The 21,678-nt window shown below is 67.7% G+C and carries 22 protein-coding genes and 2 tRNA genes; 11 read left to right on the top strand and 13 right to left on the bottom strand.

Annotated elements, in window-relative coordinates; genetic code table 11:
• Positions 1-17: 17 nt before the first annotated feature.
• The 7 genes from DEU34_RS10550 to galU all read right to left on the bottom strand — a co-directional run bounded on the left by DEU34_RS10550 (position 18) and on the right by galU (position 5,098).
• Positions 18-494 carry a YbaK/EbsC family protein gene (locus tag DEU34_RS10550; protein ID WP_121150121.1) on the bottom strand — a complete coding sequence of 159 codons (477 nt, stop codon included), beginning with the start codon at positions 492-494 and terminating at the stop codon, positions 18-20.
• Positions 495-546: 52 nt separating this feature from the next.
• The gene (locus DEU34_RS10545; RefSeq protein ID WP_121150120.1) at positions 547-1,275 is read right to left on the bottom strand and encodes an acetolactate decarboxylase; all 729 of its coding nucleotides are present in this window, start codon (positions 1,273-1,275) and stop codon (positions 547-549) included.
• A gap of 173 nt (positions 1,276-1,448) precedes the next feature.
• Positions 1,449-1,524 (bottom strand) — tRNA-Ala (locus DEU34_RS10540).
• 56 nt (positions 1,525-1,580) lie between these two features.
• Positions 1,581-2,546: a large exoprotein gene (locus DEU34_RS10535; RefSeq protein WP_121150119.1), complete on the bottom strand. Its 966-nt coding sequence runs from the start codon at positions 2,544-2,546 to the stop codon at positions 1,581-1,583.
• Between the two features lie 84 nt (positions 2,547-2,630).
• The gene (locus DEU34_RS10530; RefSeq protein ID WP_121150118.1) at positions 2,631-3,503 is read right to left on the bottom strand and encodes an LLM class F420-dependent oxidoreductase; all 873 of its coding nucleotides are present in this window, start codon (positions 3,501-3,503) and stop codon (positions 2,631-2,633) included.
• A gap of 53 nt (positions 3,504-3,556) precedes the next feature.
• Positions 3,557-4,186, bottom strand: coding sequence for a GNAT family N-acetyltransferase (locus tag DEU34_RS10525; protein ID WP_121150117.1), 630 nt, complete (start codon positions 4,184-4,186; stop codon positions 3,557-3,559).
• A 21-nt stretch (positions 4,187-4,207) separates the two neighbouring features.
• A complete protein-coding gene (gene galU, locus DEU34_RS10520; RefSeq protein ID WP_121150116.1) occupies positions 4,208-5,098 on the bottom strand; it encodes a UTP--glucose-1-phosphate uridylyltransferase GalU in 891 nt (296 codons plus the stop codon).
• A gap of 64 nt (positions 5,099-5,162) precedes the next feature.
• Here galU and DEU34_RS10515 point away from each other — a divergent pair, with 64 nt between their 5' ends.
• Genes DEU34_RS10515 through mscL form a run of 3 tightly spaced genes read left to right on the top strand, consistent with a single transcriptional unit; the run spans position 5,163 to position 6,553 of the window.
• Positions 5,163-5,759 carry a 5-formyltetrahydrofolate cyclo-ligase gene (locus DEU34_RS10515; RefSeq protein ID WP_121150115.1) on the top strand — a complete coding sequence of 199 codons (597 nt, stop codon included), beginning with the start codon at positions 5,163-5,165 and terminating at the stop codon, positions 5,757-5,759.
• 19 nt (positions 5,760-5,778) lie between these two features.
• Positions 5,779-6,084 (top strand): FmdB family zinc ribbon protein, encoded by a 306-nt coding sequence (locus tag DEU34_RS10510; protein WP_121150114.1) that lies wholly within the window; start codon positions 5,779-5,781, stop codon positions 6,082-6,084.
• Between the two features lie 34 nt (positions 6,085-6,118).
• The gene (gene mscL, locus DEU34_RS10505) at positions 6,119-6,553 is read left to right on the top strand and encodes a large conductance mechanosensitive channel protein MscL (RefSeq protein WP_121150113.1); all 435 of its coding nucleotides are present in this window, start codon (positions 6,119-6,121) and stop codon (positions 6,551-6,553) included.
• Positions 6,554-6,764: 211 nt separating this feature from the next.
• Here mscL and DEU34_RS10495 read toward each other — a convergent pair whose 3' ends face one another.
• Complete coding sequence (locus tag DEU34_RS10495) at positions 6,765-10,388, bottom strand: AAA family ATPase (protein WP_259460143.1); 3,624 nt, start codon at positions 10,386-10,388, stop codon at positions 6,765-6,767.
• A 278-nt stretch (positions 10,389-10,666) separates the two neighbouring features.
• Here DEU34_RS10495 and DEU34_RS10490 point away from each other — a divergent pair, with 278 nt between their 5' ends.
• Positions 10,667-11,176, top strand: coding sequence for a methylated-DNA--[protein]-cysteine S-methyltransferase (locus tag DEU34_RS10490; protein ID WP_121150110.1), 510 nt, complete (start codon positions 10,667-10,669; stop codon positions 11,174-11,176).
• Positions 11,177-11,231: 55 nt separating this feature from the next.
• Here the strand turns inward: DEU34_RS10490 and DEU34_RS10485 are convergent, their stop codons facing one another.
• The gene (locus DEU34_RS10485; RefSeq protein WP_183042432.1) at positions 11,232-12,854 is read right to left on the bottom strand and encodes a cation acetate symporter; all 1,623 of its coding nucleotides are present in this window, start codon (positions 12,852-12,854) and stop codon (positions 11,232-11,234) included.
• A complete protein-coding gene (locus DEU34_RS10480) occupies positions 12,851-13,204 on the bottom strand; it encodes a DUF485 domain-containing protein (protein ID WP_121150109.1) in 354 nt (117 codons plus the stop codon). The genes DEU34_RS10485 and DEU34_RS10480 overlap by 4 nt, the downstream gene beginning before the upstream one ends.
• 136 nt (positions 13,205-13,340) lie before the next feature.
• Between DEU34_RS10480 and DEU34_RS10475 the strand changes: the two genes are divergently transcribed.
• The 4 genes from DEU34_RS10475 (at position 13,341) to DEU34_RS10460 (ending at position 15,788) form a co-directional block, all read left to right on the top strand.
• A complete protein-coding gene (locus DEU34_RS10475) occupies positions 13,341-14,192 on the top strand; it encodes a LuxR C-terminal-related transcriptional regulator (RefSeq protein WP_121150108.1) in 852 nt (283 codons plus the stop codon).
• 135 nt (positions 14,193-14,327) lie between these two features.
• Complete coding sequence (locus DEU34_RS10470; RefSeq protein WP_116647553.1) at positions 14,328-14,672, top strand: Lsr2 family protein; 345 nt, start codon at positions 14,328-14,330, stop codon at positions 14,670-14,672.
• 111 nt (positions 14,673-14,783) lie between these two features.
• A tRNA-Arg gene (locus DEU34_RS10465) sits at positions 14,784-14,855 on the top strand.
• A 123-nt stretch (positions 14,856-14,978) separates the two neighbouring features.
• Positions 14,979-15,788, top strand: a complete 810-nt coding sequence (locus tag DEU34_RS10460) for a PIN-like domain-containing protein (RefSeq protein ID WP_259460142.1) — start codon at positions 14,979-14,981, stop codon at positions 15,786-15,788.
• 179 nt (positions 15,789-15,967) lie between these two features.
• Here DEU34_RS10460 and DEU34_RS10455 read toward each other — a convergent pair whose 3' ends face one another.
• Entirely contained in the window at positions 15,968-17,068 is a 1,101-nt protein-coding gene (locus DEU34_RS10455; RefSeq protein WP_147424043.1) for a hypothetical protein, read from the bottom strand.
• Between the two features lie 102 nt (positions 17,069-17,170).
• Between DEU34_RS10455 and DEU34_RS10450 the strand changes: the two genes are divergently transcribed.
• The gene (locus DEU34_RS10450; RefSeq protein ID WP_259460116.1) at positions 17,171-17,524 is read left to right on the top strand and encodes a hypothetical protein; all 354 of its coding nucleotides are present in this window, start codon (positions 17,171-17,173) and stop codon (positions 17,522-17,524) included.
• Between the two features lie 324 nt (positions 17,525-17,848).
• Complete coding sequence (locus DEU34_RS10445) at positions 17,849-19,405, top strand: P-loop ATPase, Sll1717 family (protein ID WP_147424042.1); 1,557 nt, start codon at positions 17,849-17,851, stop codon at positions 19,403-19,405.
• A 151-nt stretch (positions 19,406-19,556) separates the two neighbouring features.
• Here the strand turns inward: DEU34_RS10445 and DEU34_RS10440 are convergent, their stop codons facing one another.
• Complete coding sequence (locus DEU34_RS10440) at positions 19,557-20,030, bottom strand: hypothetical protein (RefSeq protein WP_147424041.1); 474 nt, start codon at positions 20,028-20,030, stop codon at positions 19,557-19,559.
• 197 nt (positions 20,031-20,227) lie between these two features.
• Here DEU34_RS10440 and DEU34_RS10435 point away from each other — a divergent pair, with 197 nt between their 5' ends.
• Positions 20,228-21,211, top strand: a complete 984-nt coding sequence (locus DEU34_RS10435; RefSeq protein ID WP_121150103.1) for an arsenic resistance protein — start codon at positions 20,228-20,230, stop codon at positions 21,209-21,211.
• Here DEU34_RS10435 and DEU34_RS10430 read toward each other — a convergent pair.
• Positions 21,187-21,657, bottom strand: a complete 471-nt coding sequence (locus tag DEU34_RS10430) for a DUF4188 domain-containing protein (RefSeq protein WP_121150102.1) — start codon at positions 21,655-21,657, stop codon at positions 21,187-21,189. The two genes, DEU34_RS10435 and DEU34_RS10430, sit on opposite strands and share 25 nt — an antisense overlap.
• Positions 21,658-21,678: the final 21 nt, after the last annotated feature.

Genomic DNA, 21,678 nt, shown 5'->3' with positions numbered 1-21,678 from the left:
TTTCGCGAGGCGGCCTGTCAGTCGACCCTGACGACCGGCGCGCCGGTCAGGCGCACGAGCTCGTCGAGCGTCAGCGGGAAGACGGTGTGCGGCGTACCGCCGGCCGCCCAGAGCTGCGGATACTCCGCTAGCGCCTCGTCGACGACGGTGCGGATCGGCGCGGGGTGGCCGGTCGGCGCGACGCCGCCGATCGCCTGGCCCGTCGCCTCGCGCACCTGATCGGCGCCTGCCCGGGCGATGCGTGAGAGGCCGAGCCGCTCCGCCAGAGCGGCCGTGTCGACGCGGTGGGCGCCGCTGGTCATGACGAGCAGGGGTTCGCCGTCGCCGAGGAAGACGAGGCTGTTCGCGATGGCCCCGACCTCGACGCCGAGAGCTGCGGCGGCGAGGGCCGCGGTCGACGCCGCATCCGGCAGCACACGGATCTCACCCGTGATGCCCGCTTCGCGCAAGCGGGCGGCGACCAGCTGACTGCGGGCGGGAAGCGCATCGGTCATCCCCTCAGCCCAGAGCGGCGCGAGACACCGACGAGAGGCGGATGCTGCGCGGTCAGCGCGCTCCGACGCCGCCCTCCACCGCGACGATGCGGTGGTCGCGGTCGTGGGTGAGCTCGGTGCGCAGGAACAGGTCGTCGACCGGCAGGTGCAGGTGGAAGCGCGCGTAGGCGGCGACGCGCAGCTCGCCCGCTCCGGCCGTCAGCTCGAGCACGTGTCCGCCGGCGAGACGATCGTCGGCGAGGAAGTGGAGGTGCAGCCCCGCGACCGCGATCCCCTGGTAGATCGCCGGCGCCCAGAATCCGACGAGGGTGCCTCGCCGCTCGACCAGGTCGGTCTCGACCTGCGTGCGGGTGACCTCGTCCAGCGGCGGCAGCGGGTGGTGCTGGCGAGGCGTCGCCCGGATGCGCACCTGCGCGAGCACCCCGTCGAAGCGCACCGCGTGGAAGAGGTTGCGGCTGACGAGGCGGTGCTCGACCGCGGCCGTGAAGCCCGCCAGGTCTACCCCGCCGACGTCGCTCGCCTCCGTCTCCGCGAGGGGCGCGATGTCGACGAACGGGAGCGTGGCGGAGTCCGCCATCCGTGCCGGCGGACCGTCGACGGTGCACTCGAACGCCTCCCCGTCGACGACGACGACCTCGCCGCCGAGGCGGTCGCAGCATCCGACCCCGAAGTCTCCGTGCTCGAGCGCGAACCCGACGGTCATGCCCGACTCGTACGTGCCCGCGAGAAGGGCGTCGAGAACGGCGAACTGGGTCACGGCATCGGTCGAGAGGGTCGTCACGGATGCGACGCTACCGCCTCCCCCGCGCGACAGGCGGAGGAAACCTCACGACGGGAGGACGATGCGGCCCCCGGGCATCCTCCGCCCGTGAGATCTCCTCCGCCGGCAACACCGCCGGCGACGGCCCGCGCATGCAAGAAGGCCCCCGGCGAACCGGGGGCCTTCTGTCGTTCTGGTGGACCTGAGGGGAATTGAACCCCTGACCTCCTCGATGCGAACGAGGCGCGCTACCAACTGCGCTACAGGCCCGAGAACTCACCAACATTATCACGGTGAAAACGCCCGCACGTGCCATGGGCGACCCGCTACTGGCCTGAGGCGCGGCGCTCCAGCAGGTGGCGGACGTGCTCTTCGATCTCGGCGTCGTCGACGTAGCCCATGCGGCTGAACTCCGACTGGCGCGCGACGCGGGCGGTGTCGATCGAGGGCGGCGCCTGCTTCTCGGCGAGCTCGCGCATAGCCTCCTCGCGGGCGGCGGCGCGAAGGGCGTCGCGCGCAGCCTGCTCGTCGAGCACGGCGGCGGCACGCGAGCCCGCCGACGACACGAGCGGACGCGGCAGATCGCGCGGCGTCCAGGCCGAGACGCGGGCGACGTCGAGCGGCACGTCTTGCACGGGGCCGGCGACACGGGCGGCGGGTGCGACGGCCGGGCGCGCGACCGAGCGGGCGGCGACGCGCGAGAGCCGGTGAAGGGTGAGAACGCAGAGTGCGGTCGCGGCGACGCCGGTCCACAGAAGAGCGACGGATGCGGCGACCACGGCCTGCCAGATACCCACGCCCGTGACGGCGAGGGCGACGAGCGCGACGATCGTCGTGGCCAGCCGGAAGCGGCGGCGGGCGCGCGCGCGGCGCGCTTCGGGGAGGGCGTGCGTCGCGGCCTGGCGGGCACGCGCCTCGGCCTGGCGGGCGCGGGCCTCTTCGCGGGCGATCGCGAGTTCGGCCTTGGCCGCCTCGCGCTCCGCAGCATCCCGTTCGCGTTCGACGTCGAGGCGGGCGCGAGCGACCGCGAGTTCGGCGTGCGCGCGCTGCTCCTGAGCGCGGCGGGCGAGCTTCTGCTGAGCGAGCGCCGTGCGCGCGTTCAGCTCGAGGCGCACTTCCTCAGGCGTCTCGCTCGTCTCGGCCAGCACGCGGATCGCCTGGTTCAGGCGCACCGCGTTGCGCTCGGCCGACGTGTACTGATGACGGCTGTGCCAGGACGGCAGCAGATACACCAGCCAGAGCGCGACGGCGACGAAGACGATCACGCCGCCGCCCAACACCTGTCCACCCATGCGCACCACGGTATGCGACGGTATGCGCCTCACCCCGCAACCCGACGCCGTGTCGCGGGGCGGATGCTGCGGATTCGCCGCGTGTCAGAGCGACGCGAGCTTCGGCAGCACCTCGTCGGCGATGCGCTCGACCTGGCCGACGGGGTCGGGGTCGGCAGGGTTGCGCCCGAGGACGACCATCGTCACCCCGAGATCCGACAGCTTCTCCATGTCGCGGAGGAAGTCGTCGGAGAACGGGTCGCGCGAGCCGGAGATCACGGTCTTCTCGATGGCGTCGTAATCGGTGCCGAGCCGGTCGCAGTGCCCGCGCAGCACGTCGAGGAGACGCGCCACCTCGCTCGGCTCGGCCGTGGTGAGGTTCAGGATCTGCGCGTACTGGGCGACCATGCGCAGCGTCTTCTTCTCGCCCTTGCCGCCGATCATGATGGGCGGATGCGGGCGCTGGATCGACGGCGGGCTGTTGAGGGTCTCGTCGAGCTGGAAGTGCGTTCCGCGGTAGGGCCCGTCGTCGTCGCTCCACATCTGGAGCGCGATCTGCAGCGCCTCCTCGAGTCGCTCGAAGCGCTCGGAGATCGCGGGGTAGGGCACGCCGAGACCGCGATGCTCGCGGTCGTACCACGCGGCGCCGATGCCGAGCATGGCGCGCCCGGAGCTCAGCACATCGAGGGTCGTGACGATCTTCGCGAGCAGCGCCGGGTAGCGGTAGGTCACACCCGCCACGAGCGGCCCGAGCCGGATCGACGAGGTCTGCCCGGCGAGAAACCCGAGGGTCGTGAACGCCTCGAGCATCGGCTCGGTCGCGGGAGCCGCCGCCTCCATCTGGAACCAGTGGTCCATGACGGTGAACTGGGTGAACCCGCCCTGTTCGGCGGTGCGCGCGGTCTCGGCGAGGACGGCCGGAAGCGATCCGGGCGCGCCGGGGACGGTGAAGTTCCAGAAGTGGAAGCCTGCCTGCATAGCGTCAGGCTAAGCCCGCTGCGACCGGGCGAGGGCCGCGTTCACCGATCGGGTCAGGTGTGGAGACGGTCGGCCGGAGGGATCGTCGCGGCGTCCTGCGGCGCGCGCCCCGCGGCCCATCGATCGAGCACGCCCTCGGGCACTTCCTCGCGCACCAGGGCGAAGGCGTAGTGATCGCGCCAGTCGCCGTTGATGTGGATGTAGCGGCGGCGGAGCCCCTCGTAACGGAAACCGAGCTTCTCGACCACGCGCAGGCTGGCGTGGTTCTCGGGCCGGATGCAGATCTCCATACGGTGCAGCCGCAGTTCGGTGAAGCAGAGGTCGGTGGCCAGGGCGACCGACGTCGGGGTGATGTTCTTGCCGGCGAACCGCTCGCTGACCCAGTATCCGATCGTCGCCGACGACAGCGACCCCCGAGCGATCCCCCAGACGTTGAGCTGCCCGGCGATCTGCCCGTCGTACTCCATGACGAGCGGCACCCCGAGCCCGTCGCGATGCTGCTGGAGCAGGCGACGCACCCCGAGGCGCATGTCGAACGAGACGGGGCCGTCGGGGCTCGTGGCCTCCCACTGCCGCAGCCACGAGCGGTTCGAGAGCAACTCGTTCTGCAAAGTGCGCGCGTCGCGCGCGCGAACGAGTCGCACGCCGATCGGGCCGTGCTGCCGCGGAACGGACAGGTCCATCCCACTCCCTCGAACGAGCGGTCAGAGCGTGGCCGCGAACTCCTTGAACCAGGGACGCAGCTGGGGTCCGAGATCTTCGCGATCCGACGCCAACTGCACGATGGCCTTGATGTAGTCCACTCTATCTCCGGTGTCGTACCGGCGCCCGCGGAAGATCACGCCGTACACGCCGCCTCCGTCACCGCCGCCGGTCGCGAGCTCTTCGAGCGCGTCGGTGAGCTGGATCTCGCCGCCCTTGCCGGGTTCGGTGCGCTCGAGGATGCGGAACACGTCGGGTCCGAGAACGTACCGGCCGATGATGGCGAGGTTCGAGGGCGCGTCTTCCTTCGACGGCTTCTCGACGAGCTGGGTGACCTTCACCACGTCGTCTTCGTCGGTCGCCTCGACCGCTGCCACACCGTAGAGGTGGATGTGCTCGGGGTCGACCTCCATCAGAGCGATGACGGTGGCGGTGCGCTTGTCGTACTCCTCGAGCATCTTCGTCAGCAGCGGGTCGCGCTCGTCGATGAGGTCGTCGCCGAGCAGCACGGCGAACGGGTGGTCGCCCACGTGGCCCTCGGCGCGCAGCACCGCGTGGCCGAGGCCCTTCGGCTCGCCCTGGCGCACCATGTGGATGTCGGCGAGCTCCGAGGAGTGCTCGACCTTGGCGAGCTTGTCGAGGTCGCCCTTCTGACGCAGCTTCTCTTCGAGCTCGGGCATCGCGTCGAAGTGGTTGGCGATGTTGTTCTTGTTGCGCCCGAGGATGATGAGCACGTCGGTGATGCCGGCCTTGACCGACTCCTCCACCACGTATTGGATGGCGGGCTTGTCGACGACCGGAAGCATCTCCTTCGGCATCGCCTTGGTGGCGGGAAGGAATCGCGTACCGAGTCCGGCAGCAGGGATGACGGCCTTGAATGGCTTGTGCGGCATGCGAACAGATTAGCGGGATCGCATGGCGGGCATGTTAACGCAGCACGCCCGTACAATCGTCTGCATGCCCGATCGCATCGAACAGGCCAAGCGCGCGCTGCGCGCCGACCTCCGCGAGCGGCGGCAGAATCGCTCCGAATCCGCCCGCGCCGACGCGGCGCTCGGAGTGCAGGCGCAGCTCGATGCGCTCATCGACAAGCTCGGGGCGACGTCGCTGTCGTGCTTCCTCTCCACCACGACCGAGCCCGGCACCCACGAGTTCGTCGAAGCCGCGGTCGCCCGGGGCCTTCGCGTGCTGTTGCCGATCTCGCGCGACGACGGCCTGCTCGACTGGGTCGTGGCCACACCGGGCGGCGCGATCGCAGAGGGACTGTTCGGACTCCCCGAACCCGTCGGCGAGGTGCTCGGTCCGATCGCGGTCAACGACGTCGATCTGCTCGTGATCCCGGCGGCCGCCGTCGACCACAGCGGCATGCGTCTGGGATGGGGCCGCGGCTACTTCGACAAGACGATCGGCTCCATGGAGCGCTGCCCGCCCGTCTACGCCGTCGTCTTCGACTCCGAGTACGTCGACGACGTGCCGCGCGACGTGCACGACCAGCCCGTCTCCGGCATCGTCACCCCCACGCAGACCATCACCTTCGCCTCCGCGAACCGCTGACCCTCCCCGAGGAGCCCCCATGCCCACCTACGCCTATGCCTGCAAGTCGTGCGGACACCGCTTCGACACCGTGCAGTCGTTCTCGGAAGCCTCGCTCACCGAATGCCCCGAGTGCGGCGGCGAGCTGCGCAAGCAGTACGGCTCCATCGGCGTGACCTTCAACGGCTCCGGGTTCTACCGCACCGATTCGCGTTCCGGCGAGGGCAAGAAGGCGGATGCGTCGTCGACGGCATCGAGCGGATCGGCCCCCGCCGCCGCGTCGTCGACGTCATCGTCGTCGGGAAAGACAGAATCGAAGGCATCCGCCGCCCCGTCGGGCTCCTGACCCGGCTCTGGCGCACGAGACTGAGGAGCACAGCGTGATCAAGGGATTCAAGGAGTTCATCCTCCGCGGCAACGTCATCGACCTCGCGGTCGCCGTCGTCATCGGCGCCGCCTTCACCGCGGTCGTCAACGCGATCGTGTCGAGCATCATCACCCCCCTCATAGAGATCTTCTGGAAGCCGGCCGAGGATGGCAGTGTCGGGTTCGAGGTGCAGGGTTTCTGGGGCCCCGTGGTCTTCCCCATCCCCACCCTCATCAACGCCGTCATCGCCTTCTTCGCGGTCGCCCTCGTGGTGTACTTCGTGTTCGTCCACCCGATGAACCTCATGAAGCAGCGCGCCGCCGCCAAGGCCGGCCTCGACAAGGAGCCGCAGGAATCGCAGCTGCCCACCGAGCAGGAGATCCTCGTGCAGATCCGCGATCTGCTCCAGCAGCAGCAGCAGCAGAGCGGCAACGCGCCGAAGCCGTAAGCGCCCGCCTGTCAGCCCACCGTCCCCTCGCACTCAGTAGTGCGGGGGGACGTCCTGTCTCAGCCGGGCATCGTTCGGGCCCGACTCCCCCGCTGGCGTGGCGGGCGCAGCGTCCGGCACCTCATCGGCCGGCACCGGCTCGGGCGACGTTCCCGGGGCGGGGGTCAGGCGCGCGCGACGCGCGCCCGGCACGCGTTCGACGCGTTGGCGGTCACTCGACGACATCGATCGGCTGCGTGCTCGACTCGGCCGTCGGGCCGTCGACCTTCACGCCGAGAAGAGCGGCGATCCGCGCCGCGACCGTCGCCGGATCGCTGTAGAGATCGAACGAGTGCACCCGCACGTAGTGCCAGCCGAGGCGACGGAGAATCTGCGGGCGCAGACGCAGCGACTCGCGCAGCGAATCGCCCACGGTCTCGGGGTCGCTCTCGGCGACGACCGCCTTGCCTCCGTGCTGGGCGACGAGGGGCAGCAGACCGCGGTAGTGCACGTCGACGGCGATCCCGAGGCGGCGCAGCTCGCGCGCGAGCGCCAGCGTGAGCGGATCGGCGAGGTCTTCGAGGCGCGACTCGCGGCCGCGCGCGGCCAGGTTGCCGAGGATGCCCATGAGGGTCGCGGCACCGTGCTCGAGGCGTCCGTCGTCGAACGACGATGGGCGGATCGACGACACGATCACCATCGAGCGGCGGGCGCGCGTCATGCCGACCGTGAGCAGCCGCTCGCCGTCGGGCGTCGAGAGGTCGCCGAAGTCGCTGAGCACCCGGCCGTGCTTGGTGAGGCCGAACCCGAGCGAGAAGATCACGCGGTCGCGGCTCTCGGCGACGGATTCCTCGAGGGTGAGCACCGCGAACGGTTCGGCGGTGTCGCGCGAGACGAAGTCCGACACGTCGGAGCGTCCGGCGAACGCCGCCTCGACCGCGGCGCGCACACGCTCGGCGTGGCGCCTGCTGGCCGTGACGACCATGAGCGACTCGCTACCGCGGTTGACCGCGTGCTCGACCACGAGGGTGACGACGCGGGCAACCTCGGCGTCGGGGCTCTCGACGGCGCCGGTGACGGGGTCGGGGGCACCGGTTCCGCCCTCGACGTAGTCGACGCTCAGGCTGCCACGGCCGAGGTACGACCCGGCCCACGGCAGCGAGACGATCTCGCCGCCGTAGAAGGCGTCGTTCACGAGCTCGGCGAGGTCTTCGCCGCCGGCGCGGTAGCTGCGGGTGAGGGTCTCAACGGGGAGGAGTTCTGCCAACCGCTCGAACACCGAGGCGTCGTCGAAGGGCTGCTCGTCTTCGGTGTCTTCGTCGGAGGTGAAGGTCGCGCTCACCCGGAACGGCGTGGGCTTCTGCGTCACGGGATCGCCGAACACGACGATCTGACCGGCGCGCCGCAGGGCGGGCGCGGCCTCGGTCAGGCAGAGCGCGCCGGCGTCGGCGATGAGCACCACGTCGAAGCCGTCGGTGTCGGGAATCTCGGGCACCTCGTAGGGCGAGGCCAGCCAGACCGGCGCGAGGGTGCGCAGCAGGCCCGGTGCGATGGCGGTGAGCTCTTCGGCCGTCGTGGCCCCGCGCTTGAGCGCGTCTTTGAGGGCTGCGGCCTCGTCGGCGAGGTCGACGATGCCGATGCGCCACTGCTGCGCGAGGCGGGCGGCCAGAAGGGGTCCGGATGCTGCGGCGTGCGCCTCGTCGACGAGACGGAAGTCGCGTTCGAGCCGGTCGACGACCGAGGTGTTGGCGCCCAGGAGAGCCCGATCGGTGCGCAGGAGGTGCTCGAGGGCCGACTGCCACCAGGCGAATTCGAGCTCGTCGGCGACGCGGTCTTCGGGGACGTGCCGCACCGAGAGTTCGAGCAGGAGGGGCTCGAGGCCGAGGCGGGCGAGCTCCGAGCGCAGTTCGGCGCGCTCGACGAGGTTGTCGAAGAAGGTCGACTCGGCGGCGAGGCCCGCGAGCGTGCGCACGAGACGCGCGACCGGGAGGGTCGTCATGCGGGCGGAGTTCTGGCGACCGAGAATCTGGTCGAGCTCGCCGAGCTCGGCGTCGACGCGCTGCCAAGCGACCGCGACGTCGGCGAGCCCGAGCGGAACCTCGGGGGTCACGCCCGCCTCGACGTAGCGCTGCCACTCGGTGCGCTGCTGCTGGATGCGCACGAGCGCCTCGTGCATGTCGGTCACGTGCACGCCCGGGCGCAGGTACTCGCGCGACAGGCGCTTGAGCCTGCGCCGGTTGGGGCCGCTCATCTCACCGGCGTCGCGGCGCGCGGCGTGGGCCTGGATGAGTTCACCGAGCGGGCGCTCGAACACGGTGGGGCTGAAGCGGTCGAGCGACTCGCGGATGCCCTGCAGCAGGCGCAGGTAGCCGCCGAGCTCGGAGATCGTCTGGAACGGGCGCATGCGCGTCTGCGCGATGAGCTCGTACCCGCGCTCGAGCAGGCTCGGAACGTCGCGGCGGTGCAGCTTGCCGGCGAGCGCGTGCGCGGCACGGGCATCCTCGGTGCGGGTGAACGACACCCCGTACCAGGGCGAGTCGTCGGGGCCGAAGCGGAATTCGCCCAGGCGCGCGGCGGCGGCGAGCGCCGAGCCCGCCTCGGCGCGGCGGTCGGCCAGACCCTCGAGCGTCGCGACGTCGAAGCGCGTCGTGGTCGAGGGGGCGGGTGACCGCCCGGCCAGGGTGGTCAGCGTGCGCAGTACGTCGAGGGCCGAGACGCCGAGCGAGGGGTGCTCGACCGTGACCGCGTGGCGGTAGTCGCGCAGCACTGTGCGCAGGCGCACGAGGGCGTCGTCGATGTCGGAGACGCGGGGCTGCTCGGCCTTCTCGTTGCGTCCGATCGCGCGGATGAGGTCGCGGCGGATGTGCGTGGGAGAGACGGCCAGGCCGTCGAGGCCGATTCCGGCGAGGCGGTGGCGGATGCCCTCGAGGGTGGAGCGGCGCGCGCTCACGACGAGCACCCGCTTCCCGTCCTGCACGAGGCGACCGACCGCGTTGATGATCGTCTGGGTGCCGCCCGTTCCGGGCAGGGTGTGAACGGCGAGCGACTGGCCGGCGGCGATCCGCGCGAGCACGGCCTCCTGCTCGGCGTCGGCGTCGAGCAGCAGCGCATCGGCCGCGGGTGCGCGCTCGTCGGGTCCGTCGACCACGGGGGCCGGACGCCGCTGCATCACGAGGGCGCGGTCGGCGGGGTGGCCCGCGAGGGCGTTCAGCACGGGGTGGTCGAGGTCGGCGGTGTCACGCGCCATGGCCGAGCCGACGTCGGCGAACGACGAGATGACCAGGCGGGGATGCACGACGAACGTCGGGATGTGGGTGGTGAGAGCGCGCAGGTGGTCGATGACCGGCTGCGGCTTGAACACGCCGCGGTCGTAGGCGAGGCCGGCGAGAGCGAGGCTGTCGATCCGGATGCCGAAGTGGGTCAGGAACGCCTTGGCCAGCTCGGGGTTGACCATGAACGAGCCATGCAGCTTGAGCTCGAAGTCGCCGTGGTGTCGGCGGATCGCCAGCGGGCGCAGCAGCACGGGGGCCGACCAGGCGACTCCCCCGATGCGCCAGGCGGCGAGGCCGACGGCGAGGTGCACGGGCTCGAGACCGCGCGAGGTGCGCAGTTCGACGTTCTTCGCGGTGATGCGCTCGGCGGCCATGCGGGCCGTGCGCAGCGCGACCTCGTCGCGGAAGAGGTTGGAGAGCAGCGTCGAGCGCCCGGTGATGAACTGGGGAAGACTTCCGGGGTGGGCCTTCGTGATGTCGATACCCGCATCGGATGCGTCGTCGAAACGCAGCAGCGTCGATCTGCCGCCGAGCGCGGCGGCCTCGGTGCGGATACGCGCCCGCTCCGGTTCGGCGACATGCATGACGGAGACACCCGGCTCGGACAGACCGAGATGACCGGGGTTCACGGATGTCGCCGACACGTCATCCTCTGCGCCGTCTACGACGCCCTCTGCTCGCCACACGACAGTCACCCTAGGCGCGCGTCGCGCTCCGCGCCGGTATCCTTCCGGGGTTTCGCGGTATTACCCGACACGCCGGATGATCGGCCTTTCCTCCCCAGCCGGGGATCGAAGCATCCTTGTCCACCGTTTCCGCACGACGATCCGACCCCGCCGGCGCCGCCCCGGAGGATGGGAACATGACCCGGTATACGACCGCTTGGCACCCGACTCCGGTGGGCGATGCGCTGCTCGCCTTCGCCGACGACGACCTCGTCGCGCTCCGCCTCGAACACGACGAACGCGCCTACGCCATCGAGAGCCTCACGAGGCTGCTTCAGGTGGTCCCCGACCACGACGACCGCGCGGGGGCCCTCGTCGCGAGGCAGCTCGACGAGTACTTCGCCGGCGAACGGCGCGCATTCGACCTCCGCCTCGACTGGCGACTCGCACGGGGCTTCACCCTCCAGGCGCTGACCGCGGTGACCGAGATCCCGTACGGCGAGACCGCGTCGTACGGCGAGGTCGCCGCTCTCGCGGGAAAGCCCCGCGCCGCACGCGCGGTCGGCACGGCCTGCCGCACCACTCCCTTCTCGCTCGTCGTGCCCGTGCATCGGGTGGTTCGTTCCGACGGATCGATCGGCGAGTACGGAGGGCACCCCGAGGTCAAGGAGTACCTGCTCGATCTCGAGCGCACCGCCGGCGTGTAGGCCGCCGGCGGTGCGGTCGGGGCCCCGGATGCGCGTCCGGGGCCCCGAGGGTCGATCAGTGGTCGGTGGCCTTCTCCGCGCCGAAGCCCGTCAACGACCTGACGTCCATCTCGGCCGCCTTCGCCGGGTCTTCCTTGCGGCGCGAGGTCACCGAACCGAGCCACCCCAGGAAGAACCCGATGGGGATCGAGACGATGCCGGGGTTGTTGAACGGCCAGATCGCCGCACCGGTGTTCTTGAAGACGCTCGTCGGCGTCCCCCAGAAGACCGGGGAGAGCACGATGAGGATGATGGCGGCAGCCAGTCCCCCGTACATGCTCCACACCGCGCCCCGCGTCGTGAAGCGACGCCAGAACAGCGAGTAGAGGATCGTCGGCAGGTTCGCCGATGCGGCGACGGCGAAAGCCAGCGCCACCAGGAACGCGACGTTCTGGCCCTGCACGCCAATGCCGCCGAGGATCGCCAGCACTCCGATGACGATGACCGTTCGCCGGGCGACCTTGACCTCGCCGTCGGGCGGGACGTTCCCCTTCTTGATGACGTTCGCGTAGATGTCGTGTGCGAACGACGCGGCGGCGGTGATGGTGAGCCCCGCCACGACCGCGAGGATCGTCGCGAAGGCGACCGCCGAGATGAAGCCGAGCAGCACCGGTCCGCCGAGCTGGAGCGCCAGCAGCGGTGCGGCGGAGTTGACCCCGCCGGGTGCGGCCTTGATCACGTCGGGTCCGACGAGGGCGGCAGCGCCATATCCGAGCACCAGCGTCAGCAGGTAGAACAGCCCGATCAGCCAGATGGCCCAGACCACCGAGCGGCGAGCCTCCTTCGCGGTCGGCACCGTATAGAAGCGCATGAGCACGTGCGGGAGGCCCGCCGTTCCCAGCACCAGCGCGAGGGCGAGCGAGATGAAGTCCCACGGGTTCGAGCCGTACTGCAGTCCCGGGCCGAGGATCGCATCCTTCGGGTCGCTCGTCGACGCGGCCACCGCGCTCTCGAGCAGCGTGTTGAGGTTGAACCCGTTGATGGCGAGCACCCAGATCGTCATCACCAGGGCGCCCCCGATGAGGAGGAACGCCTTGACGATCTGCACCCACGTCGTGCCCTTCATGCCGCCAATGAGCACGTAGACGATCATCAGAACGCCGACCACGCCGACGACGATCGACTGACCGAGCTGGTCGCCGATACCCAGCAGCAGCGAGACGAGACCGCCAGCGCCCGCCATCTGCGCGAGCAGATAGAAGAAGCAGACCGCGAGAGTGGTGAGGGCAGCCGCCATCCGCACCGGACCCTGCTTCAACCGGAACGACAGCACGTCGGCCATCGTGAACTTGCCGGTGTTGCGCATCAGCTCCGCCACCAGCAGCAGCGCGACGAGCCAGGCCACGAGGAACCCGATGGAGTAGAGGAAGCCGTCGTAACCGTTGATCGCGATCGCTCCGCAGATTCCGAGGAACGATGCCGCCGACAGATAGTCGCCAGAGATGGCGAAACCGTTCTGCGGTCCGGTGAAGGAACGACCGGCCGCGTAGTAATCGGCGGCGGTCTTGTTGTTGCGACTGGCGCGGATCACGATGAACAGGGTTACCGCGACGAATGCGCCGAAGATCGAGATATTCAGGACGGGGTTGTTCTCCACCGTCTGCACCGCGGTATCGACGGCGCCCAGCACGTCATTCACGGCCGACCTCCCGATGCGCGTTCGAGGTCGGCTCGAATGGCCGCCGCTCGAGGATCGAGACGGCGATTGGCATACGCGACGTAGGCCATCGTGATGACGAAGGTCGAGACGAATTGCCCGAGGCCGAGGAGGAGCCCGACGGTGACGTCGCCCCACACTCGCTGAGACATGAATTCCGTCGCGAACGACGACAGCAGCACATAGACGAAGTACCAGAGCAGGAACACGATCGCGAGCGGGAAGATGAAACTCCGCTGCGCTTTCTTTAGTTCTTGGAACGGCGGCGATTGCTCGACCGCGATGTAATCGATGTCATCCGACGGGGTGACATCGACGCGTGGATCCGACATGGGGCCTCCTTGCCTCATCGGCCCGGCGCAGCACTGCACCGGTAGCGAGAACCGCGGACGCCGGTGGCGACCCCGGTGATATCGTCGACGCTACGAAGGCGGCGATGAGGCCGTCACCCCCGGAAGTAGGTAGTGCGTGGCAGCACGGACGGGCAGCGTCGGTGAGACCGAGCTGATCTCGCGCGCGGTCGGCGATCTCGCCCGGCGCACGCGTTTTCCCGTTGCGTTCGGAGGCCTCGAGCACGATGGCGCCGTCCACGTCACCTCGATCGTCGGTGCCCGCGGACGCAGCCTCGACGGCCTCGTCGTCGAAGCGCACCGCGGTCTCGGCGGGCGGGCGCTCGTCGAGAAGCGCCCGCGGCTCGCCCTCGACTACCGCACATCCCGCACGATCACGCACGACTACGACCGGGCGATCCTCGGCGAGGGCATCTCCACCCTGTTCGCGGTGCCCATCGTCGTGACAGGAACGGCGCGAGGAGTGTTGTACTGCGGCGCGTGGCACGAAGCATCCGTCGGCGATGTCGTGGCGCAGCCAGCCTTCCGGGTCGCTGCCGAGGTGGCTACCGAGCTGCGGGTGCGCGACGAGGTGGATCGCCGGCTCACCGCCATTCCCCCGGCGTCGGAAACCATCGCGGCGGGCGCTCGGGAAGAGTTGCGCGAGACGTACGCCGAGCTGCGGCGCATCACCGCGGACGTTGACGACGAGGCGCTCCGCACGCGTCTGGAAAGCCTCGAGCAACGCCTTGCGGCTCTTTCGGGCGACCAGCGCACGCCGGTGGTCGAACTCGACGTTCCTTTGTCACCGCGAGAGATCGACGTGCTCGCCTGCGCCGCATTGGGGGCGACGAATTCCGAGGTGGGTGCATCACTCGGACTCCGCGAGACGACGGTGAAGTCGTATCTCGCGTCGGCGATGTCGAAATTGGATGCGTCGACCCGGCATTCTGCCGTCACCAAAGCGAGGCGCGCGGGTATCTTGCCCTGATCCGCGACCTGACGTAGCTGTCGGCGGAATATCCCCATATCGTATTCTTCGCCTATTTCGGACCGCTCGCACAGAGAGCTACCATGAAATTTCTCGACCGCACCCGCAGTCGGTCGGGAGGAGATGAGATCACCCATGGCACGTAAGCAGATCACCCAGCTGATCGACGACCTCGACGGTCAGACCCTCGAAGATGGCGGCGAGACCGTCCTTTTCTCGCTCGACGGTCGCCCCTATGAAATCGACCTTTCGGCCGAGCACGCAGCCGAATTGCGCGATGCACTGAAGCCGTTCATCGACGCCGGTCGCTCGGTCGGCGCTGCCGCCCGCACGGCGACCTCGCGCAGCCGTTCCACCCGCCAGCAGAGCGGCCGCGACCTCGGCGCCGTCCGCCAGTGGGCGCGCGAGAACGGGCACGACATCAGCGAGCGCGGTCGCATCCCCGCCTCGATCCTCGACGCGTACGACGCCAGCCGCTGAACCAGTAGCCGGTCTTCGAGAGCTGCGGCGCACCGGGCGTGTGCACCGCAGCTCTCGTGGCGGGTACCGGGCGAGCGTGACGCACGGATCGCTCGATACACTGGAGCACCTGCCTCTGTAGCTCAATGGAAGAGCTGCTCCGTCCTAAGGAGAAGGTTGGGGGTTCGAGTCCCTCCAGGGGCACAGTCTCTTTTTGACTCTGACCAGGCATTCCTTCTGCGGTCAGACCACCCACAAGGCTTTCTTACCCCCTTCTTGCCCGCATCCAGAGAACCTCGGTAGTCCGAAAAAGACGCCCGCACCGGCCTGCGTGCAAGACCTCCTGCCGACGTCTTGGCAGCCGACCTCGCAGAAGCTCATTGTCGGTACCAAACGAAGGAGCCTCCCGGGTTTCGGGACAGCGGTAAGGCCGACAACGCGGAGGGTGTTTACCTCTGGTTAGCTGAGGCGGTCCGCTACGCCCTATCGAATCCAGAGCCTGTCATTGCAGTTGGGTACGACACTTCCAACGGCGATTGGGCTCTGGTCTCGCGCGGGATACGCATCGGCCTCGATCCACGGCTCGTGGATGAGGTAAACGCTGCGACGGGCGCCCCGCTCTACCTCCGATCGACGTCTCAGTTGCTCGAGGAGGGCAGACGGCTGCTCAATGTTGCGATAACTGAGGAGGCCGTGATTGAAGTGCGTTCGCTCCCAGGGGCCGGGCGACCAGGAGAGTACGTCTCGGCCGAGGACGTGTCGACGGTAACCGGAGTCTCCGACGACGATATCAAGATGATGCAGGGTCATGGCTGGCTCCCAAACGATGAGCCGCAGTGGCACTGGCTGGATGTGCAACGTGCAGCCATCCTCGGCCACGCTATGCGCTATGGGGTGACTCAACCGCATCTTGACCGCATCAGTGCGTTGACGCTCACGCCGCACCCGCCGGCACACAATGTCCTGATTGTTCTTGAGAACGACTGCACGTGGATTCGCTCGAGAGAAGTCGTACAGTATCTCAAAGCCCTCGATCGCCCGCCGATCGTCACGGTGAGACTTCGTGACTTCGAGCGGAAGATGTGCGTGATACAAGCGGCCTTGCAACGCAAAAGGTCAGACGAGAGCGACGACTAGCGCCGAAGGCTCAGCAAGCTGCGGCTCGACCGCACCACGAACTGCATGCAGTTGAGGGCTGCTTGCGCGGCGGACGAGCGATTCTCGCGCACCTCCTGCTCTCCGATGCCGCAGACAATCAGCAAGCGTCATGCTCCCGGGGGTATTTATTCGACAAACGGCTTTGCAGGCTCGAGCGCTTAGACGGTCGGTCGTGCGCGCAGCCTGGTTGTGAGGTCCTCGGGTCTCCGGGGCATGAAGGTATCAAAGTGGAGGTCGAGACCGCGTCTCAAAGCGGCGTCGCGTGCCGAGGCGTCCGCGAAGACGATGTCGCAGTATGGGAGCGCGACCGCGAGCGCATCGATGTCGTAGAGATCGTTCGGCGTCCAGGTCCGATTGGGATCCTGGTGATACTGCGCTTTCATGGAAACGACCACGGCGCTCGAGGGCATGCTCATAACGAACTCGGTGCCGCCCGCGGGCGTAGTGAAGATGTTCTGAATCTGGATGCCGCGGGCGACTTGTTCCCGAGCAAGCATGTCCATCAACTCGAGGTAGAGATGGCGCGCGATCACGAGGTCGCGTATTCGCTGCGAACTGCGATACTGGTCGATCTGTTTGGACCAGTCCGATTCGATGATGGCGTTATCTACGATGTGCTGCTCGGCCATTTGTGGCTGATATCCGTCGGCCCGCAACTTGGCCGCCTCGTCATCGTCGGGTCCATGCAGGAGCATTCGCTCAGCCATCAGATTGGCGGTTGCTAGGCGCTCTACCCACGAGGGGTCTTCCGCAAGGAGCCTCGAGGTTATGTCCTCACCGTCCTTTATGATCCGGAGACCGCCGACCCTACCCACCACGTTCAAGGCCGACTTCCCCAGCAGGTCGATCGGTGTCAACCCCAGACCACTGGTGCCGGTCAAATGATCGAGGGTCGCCTGAAGTTCGAGTCGCTGGATGTCGACGTGACTCGCGAGGTATGTAAAGTCAGTCAGTTCCTCAATGATCGACGCCAGCACGCGACGTTGCGCGGGATCCTTGATCTTGATGACCTCTCGATACTGGGCTCCACTCAGTACGACTCGAATGCGGCCCGTTCTAACGCCCTCACGCAGAGCTTCGAGTAGGTCGATGTACGCTGTCTCGCCGCGTCCTTTAATCGCTCGCCCGAAGCGAATCCACTGCGCGAGATCGAGGTGTGTCAGTAGAGGCGGTCTCGGCGGCACCCGAAGTTCAGTGGGCCAGATGATCGGCGGAAGGAAGTACTCACGGTCGCTCGAGTTGAGTGATCGGTGCACCATCGGCGGAGCTTCCTCTTCATGGTCAAATGTCGCACGGCTTGCTCCGCAAGTCTTCCACTGACCTCGGACACATCTCGGTGAGCGATAGCGGCGAGGTGGCGGGTGTCCACCGAGTACGCGCGCGCGCACCTGCAGTTCGCCTACGCGTCCATTGTGCACGGCGTGCAGGGCGACACCGCCGATGTCTCGGTGGTCGAGCCCGACGTGGATGCCGCGGGGCTCTACCTTGGCCCCACGCGAGGGCGGGTGCACAACGTCGCGGTCGTCGTCGCGCGGACGGATGCTGCGGCACGCGAGTGTCCCACCGAGTCGATGCAACGCGGCGCTCCGGAGTACACGATTCAGGACGCCGTGCGCGCGGCTCAGGCGGAGATGCGGCTCGCGGTGCCGGCGCGCGACTTGGCAGCGATAACGACCGGGCCGGCGGTTGGGGCGCCGAATGCGAGCTCGGGCTAACCGGGCGTGGTCGGATGGGCCATCACTTCCAGCGCGAAGACTCTTCGCCTGTTCTGATCGTCGACCGGCTTGCGAGCGCTAATCGACTGCGCGCAAAACAATGGTCCGCGCAACACTGCCGTAGCGAGCGACCGAGCTCTACTCTCATCGAGTCGCGCGGCTGGACCCGCGACCTTGGCGACCTGCGCCGCGCAGAGCTGAAGCGAGCGAGAGCGCAAGCTGGGACGGACGCACTAATGTGAAGGCAAGTACAGCCGCGACAACGCCAAGCGACGTGATGCGTCGACTCTAAGCAGTAAGGTCGAGCCGACGAAAGGTGCGCGGTTGTCTATCGAGTCATACCTTGAGCGAGTCGGATTTACCGGCGACCCGTTCGCTCACACCAACGCTGAGCAGGAAGATCGACTCGGCGACTACTTCGTGCCGCCGCCGTACTTCCAGAGTGTCTTGGGCGACCCGTCAACGCCGAAGACCAACGTGATTTTCGCGCCTCGAGGTGGAGGCAAGACAGCTCAACGGCTGATGATCGAACGCGAGGCCGTCGGGCCGGACGCGGCATACCTCTGCCTTACTTATGACGCTTTCGCGCCGGTTGTCGCGAGTGGGGGCGGACTCGCCGCGCACCAACTGGAACTGTGCCGGGTGCTCACTTTGGCAATCCTTGCGCACCTCCAAGAAGACAGCGTGGAAGCGGTCTTCTTGTCCGATCACGAGCGCCAGATCGTTAAGATCGCCGCGCAACAGTTTGTCGGCGGACTGGGCTTGGGTGAGTACCAGGCCGCAGTTGCTGCAGTGAAGACGCTCGGCGACAAGGCTGCGGATTTCTGGAAGAAGTACGGCGGCCCCGTCGCAGCCGGCGTCGCACTATTGATGAAGAAGGCGGGGTTGGACGATGTCAACATCTCGATCGCGCTTGAGCAGCAAGCGCAGGACTCTAGCACCGCGAGCACGTACTACTTCCTCTCGCAGCTGGTCGCGATCGCGAGGAAGCTGGGGTGGGACGCGGTCTACTTCCTTGTGGACAAAGTCGACGAGACGCCAGCCACGACCAATAATGCGGAGGCCGCCGGCAAGCTTATCCGCGACCTCGTAACTGACCTTCCAACGCTCGAAACCCCGGGCGCCGCTTTCAAGTTCTTCTTCTGGGACCAGATGGAGCAGTACCTCAGGATGAACGGCCTTCGCGGTGATCGGGTCGAGATTGTCAACCTGGGGTGGACCGTTGGCGAACTTTCACAAATGCTGGCGCGCAGGCTCGCCGCGTTCTCGGGCGGAAAGTTGACCTCGTTTAACCAGCTCGTCGACGAGACGGCGACTGTGGACGGACACCTATTGCTTGTGTATCTGAGCCATGGTTCGCCCCGAGACATGATCCGCATGGCCCGGTCCATCGTCAAGGAACACACCCGCATGCCAAATGAGCCCGCCAAAATCAGCTCGCGAACTTTGGCTCGCGGGATCACCGAGTTCTCGAAGGAGAGCACGCTTGAGAAATTCGGCCGCTTCCAGAGCGATTTCTCGAGAATCCCGAGCGCAAGCTTCACCCTCACGGAGCTGGCAAGTGTTTTCAAGATCAGCACCACAGGCGTTACGAACAAGGTGAATGCATGGATACCCACCGGCGCGGTGCGAGCCCTGGGCACGCGCCCAAACCCGGGTGCAAAACCGCTGAATCTGTACGGTTTCACCGACCTGAGAATCGTAATTGCTTCGAGCTCGGAATCGATCGGCGACGTTCTCAACACGAAGGCCATCGAGTGCGGAGACTGCGCGAATGTGATCTACGCCGATGAAGCCGAACTCGACTGCCCAAACTGCGGTTCGAAAGTCGTACGAGGGGAAGCGCGAAGCCTTCTCGACATTTGTGGCCTCGGCTCATAGCCCAACCTGAGTGCTAGTTAACTGAGGGTGCGCCAAGCAGCGGCACTTAGTCGCATCGGGCGTACTTCCGAACATTGGTAGCACCGGCGGTCGGCAGTTCACCGACTGTCTGATGGAACGTACCCACACCGCTTTGCCGATGCGACGGCGCTCAGCCGGTGACTGCTGACTCGCCCTCCCCGCGTCGACGACTTGATTTGTCCGCCGTGCGGGTGATCAGTCCGATGGAATCGAACGTCGACACGATGAGGGAGTTCTCCCTGCCCTGAGCCGCGTTCAGTGCTGGCGTGAGCAGCATGACGTTGTTCTCCGCAGCGTCTACGGCTTCACAAAGCGCCTGCGCGAGTTCGTCGCCGCTCAGAGTAACCAGGGACTCGAGCTCGCCGGCTGAAATGACCCCGATCGGGAACTCGGCGTCGATGAGCCCCTCTCGGACGAACCAGTTCTCATTGATATAGAGCGGCTCCATCGTGATAACGAGCCCGACGCACCGCTTGCCCGGGTCGATCAGGGGATTGACGGCAGCGATTGCTTCGATATTCCGCTTCGTCTCGTTGAGCTGTTCAATGCCGTGCCCGGTGCTATCCGCGACCACGTCGATCCACGCATCGCTTCCGATCCTCAAGCTCTCGATCGGTTGAGATAGTCGGACTGATCGCCGCCCTCGTTCTTCCGGCGCGGCTGGTTATCAGCATTATCGCCGGCCGGCCTCCGACGACGGCGCCGCCCCTGCAAACCGAAGCGTCGCGGCCGTCGCACGGGCGGCAGCACCGTGTGCAACGCTAATGGGGCACACCGACCGCTCCGCGAGTGAGGAACCCCATGGCGGAATGGGCCGAACGGCACCAGGTCGCGCTCTACATCGCGGCGATCGTCGCTGGGGCGGCGGTCGGGCTCGGCCTCCCGTCTTCCGGTCCTGCCCTCGAACCCGCGATCACTCCCCTGCTCGGGCTGCTGCTGTTCGCGACCTTCCTCGGCGTTCCCTTCGCCCAGGTCGTCCGCGGTCTGCGCGACACACGGATGCTCGCCGTCCTCGTCGGGGTCAACTTCGTCGTCGTGCCGGCGGTCGTGTTCGGCCTCAGCCGATTCGTTGCCGACGAACCCGCGCTGCTCGTGGGCGTACTGCTCGTGCTGCTCACGCCGTGCGTGGATTACGTGATCGTCTTCGTCGGCCTGGCGGGCGGAGCCCGCGACCGCCTCCTCGCCGCCACTCCCCTTCTCATGGGGCTGCAGATCGTGCTCCTCCCCCTCTACCTCTGGGCGATGACGGATGCTGACGTCCTCGGTGCGTTCGACGTGCGGCCGTTCGTCGAGGCGTTCGTCTTCCTGATCGTCGTGCCGCTCGCCGCGGCCGCCCTGGTTCAGGCGCTCGCTCGACGTCGGCGACCGTTCGCCGCGATCCTCCGAGCGGCACCGACCGCCATGATCCCGCTCATGATGCTCGCCCTCGCCACGGTGGTGGCCTCCCAGGTGTCGGCGGTGAGCACGTCGGCGGCCGACCTGTGGCGCGTCGTGCCGATCTTCATCGCGTTCCCCCTGATTGCCGCTTCGCTCGGCGTGCTCGCGGCGCGGTTCGCGCGCCTCGACGTGCCGGGTCGACGCGCCTCGGCCTTCAGCGCGGCGACCCGCAACTCGCTGGTCGTGCTTCCTCTCGCGCTCGCCCTCCCCGCGTCGTTTGCACTAACCCCGCTCGTCGTCGTCACGCAGACGCTGATCGAACTCGTCGCGATGGTCGTGATGGTGGCCGTCGTCCCCCGGGTCGTGCGCGCGAGCGGTCCCGCTCAGCCTCGGCCGAGCCGGTCCTGAGCACGATCGCGACCGCGTCCGATCGGCACCGACGAGGTGGCCGCCGCGAGCCCCCGCACCGGCGAATCGACGTACATCGACTCGGCACGCTCGACGACGTACGTCTCGTGCCAGACGCCGACGGCGCCGGGCACCTTCCGCGCTCGACGGTTGAAATCCGCCCATGCCGGCCGGTGAGCCGCCTCGCGATCGCTCGCGTACCCGTAGAGCTTCTCTACCGACGACCAGTACTGCACGAGCAACGGGCCGCCCCTGCCCATCGTCATCCGGTATCCCATCAGGCCCGAGTCGGCGTCGCTCGCGAGCTCCGCCAGCATCCGCGGCATGGCCCTGAACGCCGGCCACCACGCGTCCACACGCCAGGGACGGTTGAGCGTCATCCCGATGAGGAAGACGACGAGCTCCCCGTCGTGATCGTGGGTTCGTCGACCCTGTTCGACAGTCATGCGCCGGCTCCTTAGAATTGG

The organism is Microbacterium sp. AG1240, assembly GCF_003635115.1.
Classification (GTDB): domain Bacteria; phylum Actinomycetota; class Actinomycetes; order Actinomycetales; family Microbacteriaceae; genus Microbacterium.
Note: the sequence above shows the minus strand (reverse complement) of the source record. Positions and strands in the feature narration are given on the sequence as shown.

Bases quoted from the DNA above. Each gene is read 5' to 3' on its own strand.
- DEU34_RS10480 (WP_121150109.1), bottom strand. From the start codon at position 13,204: ATGTCGGATCCACGCGTCGATGTCACCCCGTCGGATGACATCGATTAC.
- DEU34_RS10495 (WP_259460143.1), bottom strand. From the start codon at position 10,388: ATGCATGTCGCCGAACCGGAGCGGGCGCGTATCCGCACCGAGGCCGCC.
- galU (WP_121150116.1), bottom strand. From the start codon at position 5,098: ATGCCGCACAAGCCATTCAAGGCCGTCATCCCTGCTGCCGGACTCGGT.
- DEU34_RS10530 (WP_121150118.1), bottom strand. From the start codon at position 3,503: ATGCAGGCAGGCTTCCACTTCTGGAACTTCACCGTCCCCGGCGCGCCC.
- DEU34_RS10525 (WP_121150117.1), bottom strand. From the start codon at position 4,186: ATGGACCTGTCCGTTCCGCGGCAGCACGGCCCGATCGGCGTGCGACTC.
- DEU34_RS10515 (WP_121150115.1), top strand. From the start codon at position 5,163: ATGCCCGATCGCATCGAACAGGCCAAGCGCGCGCTGCGCGCCGACCTC.
- DEU34_RS10490 (WP_121150110.1), top strand. From the start codon at position 10,667: ATGACCCGGTATACGACCGCTTGGCACCCGACTCCGGTGGGCGATGCG.
- DEU34_RS10435 (WP_121150103.1), top strand. From the start codon at position 20,228: ATGGCGGAATGGGCCGAACGGCACCAGGTCGCGCTCTACATCGCGGCG.
- DEU34_RS10550 (WP_121150121.1), bottom strand. From the start codon at position 494: ATGACCGATGCGCTTCCCGCCCGCAGTCAGCTGGTCGCCGCCCGCTTG.
- DEU34_RS10510 (WP_121150114.1), top strand. From the start codon at position 5,779: ATGCCCACCTACGCCTATGCCTGCAAGTCGTGCGGACACCGCTTCGAC.
- DEU34_RS10470 (WP_116647553.1), top strand. From the start codon at position 14,328: ATGGCACGTAAGCAGATCACCCAGCTGATCGACGACCTCGACGGTCAG.
- DEU34_RS10430 (WP_121150102.1), bottom strand. From the start codon at position 21,657: ATGACTGTCGAACAGGGTCGACGAACCCACGATCACGACGGGGAGCTC.
- DEU34_RS10535 (WP_121150119.1), bottom strand. From the start codon at position 2,546: ATGGGTGGACAGGTGTTGGGCGGCGGCGTGATCGTCTTCGTCGCCGTC.
- DEU34_RS10455 (WP_147424043.1), bottom strand. From the start codon at position 17,068: ATGGTGCACCGATCACTCAACTCGAGCGACCGTGAGTACTTCCTTCCG.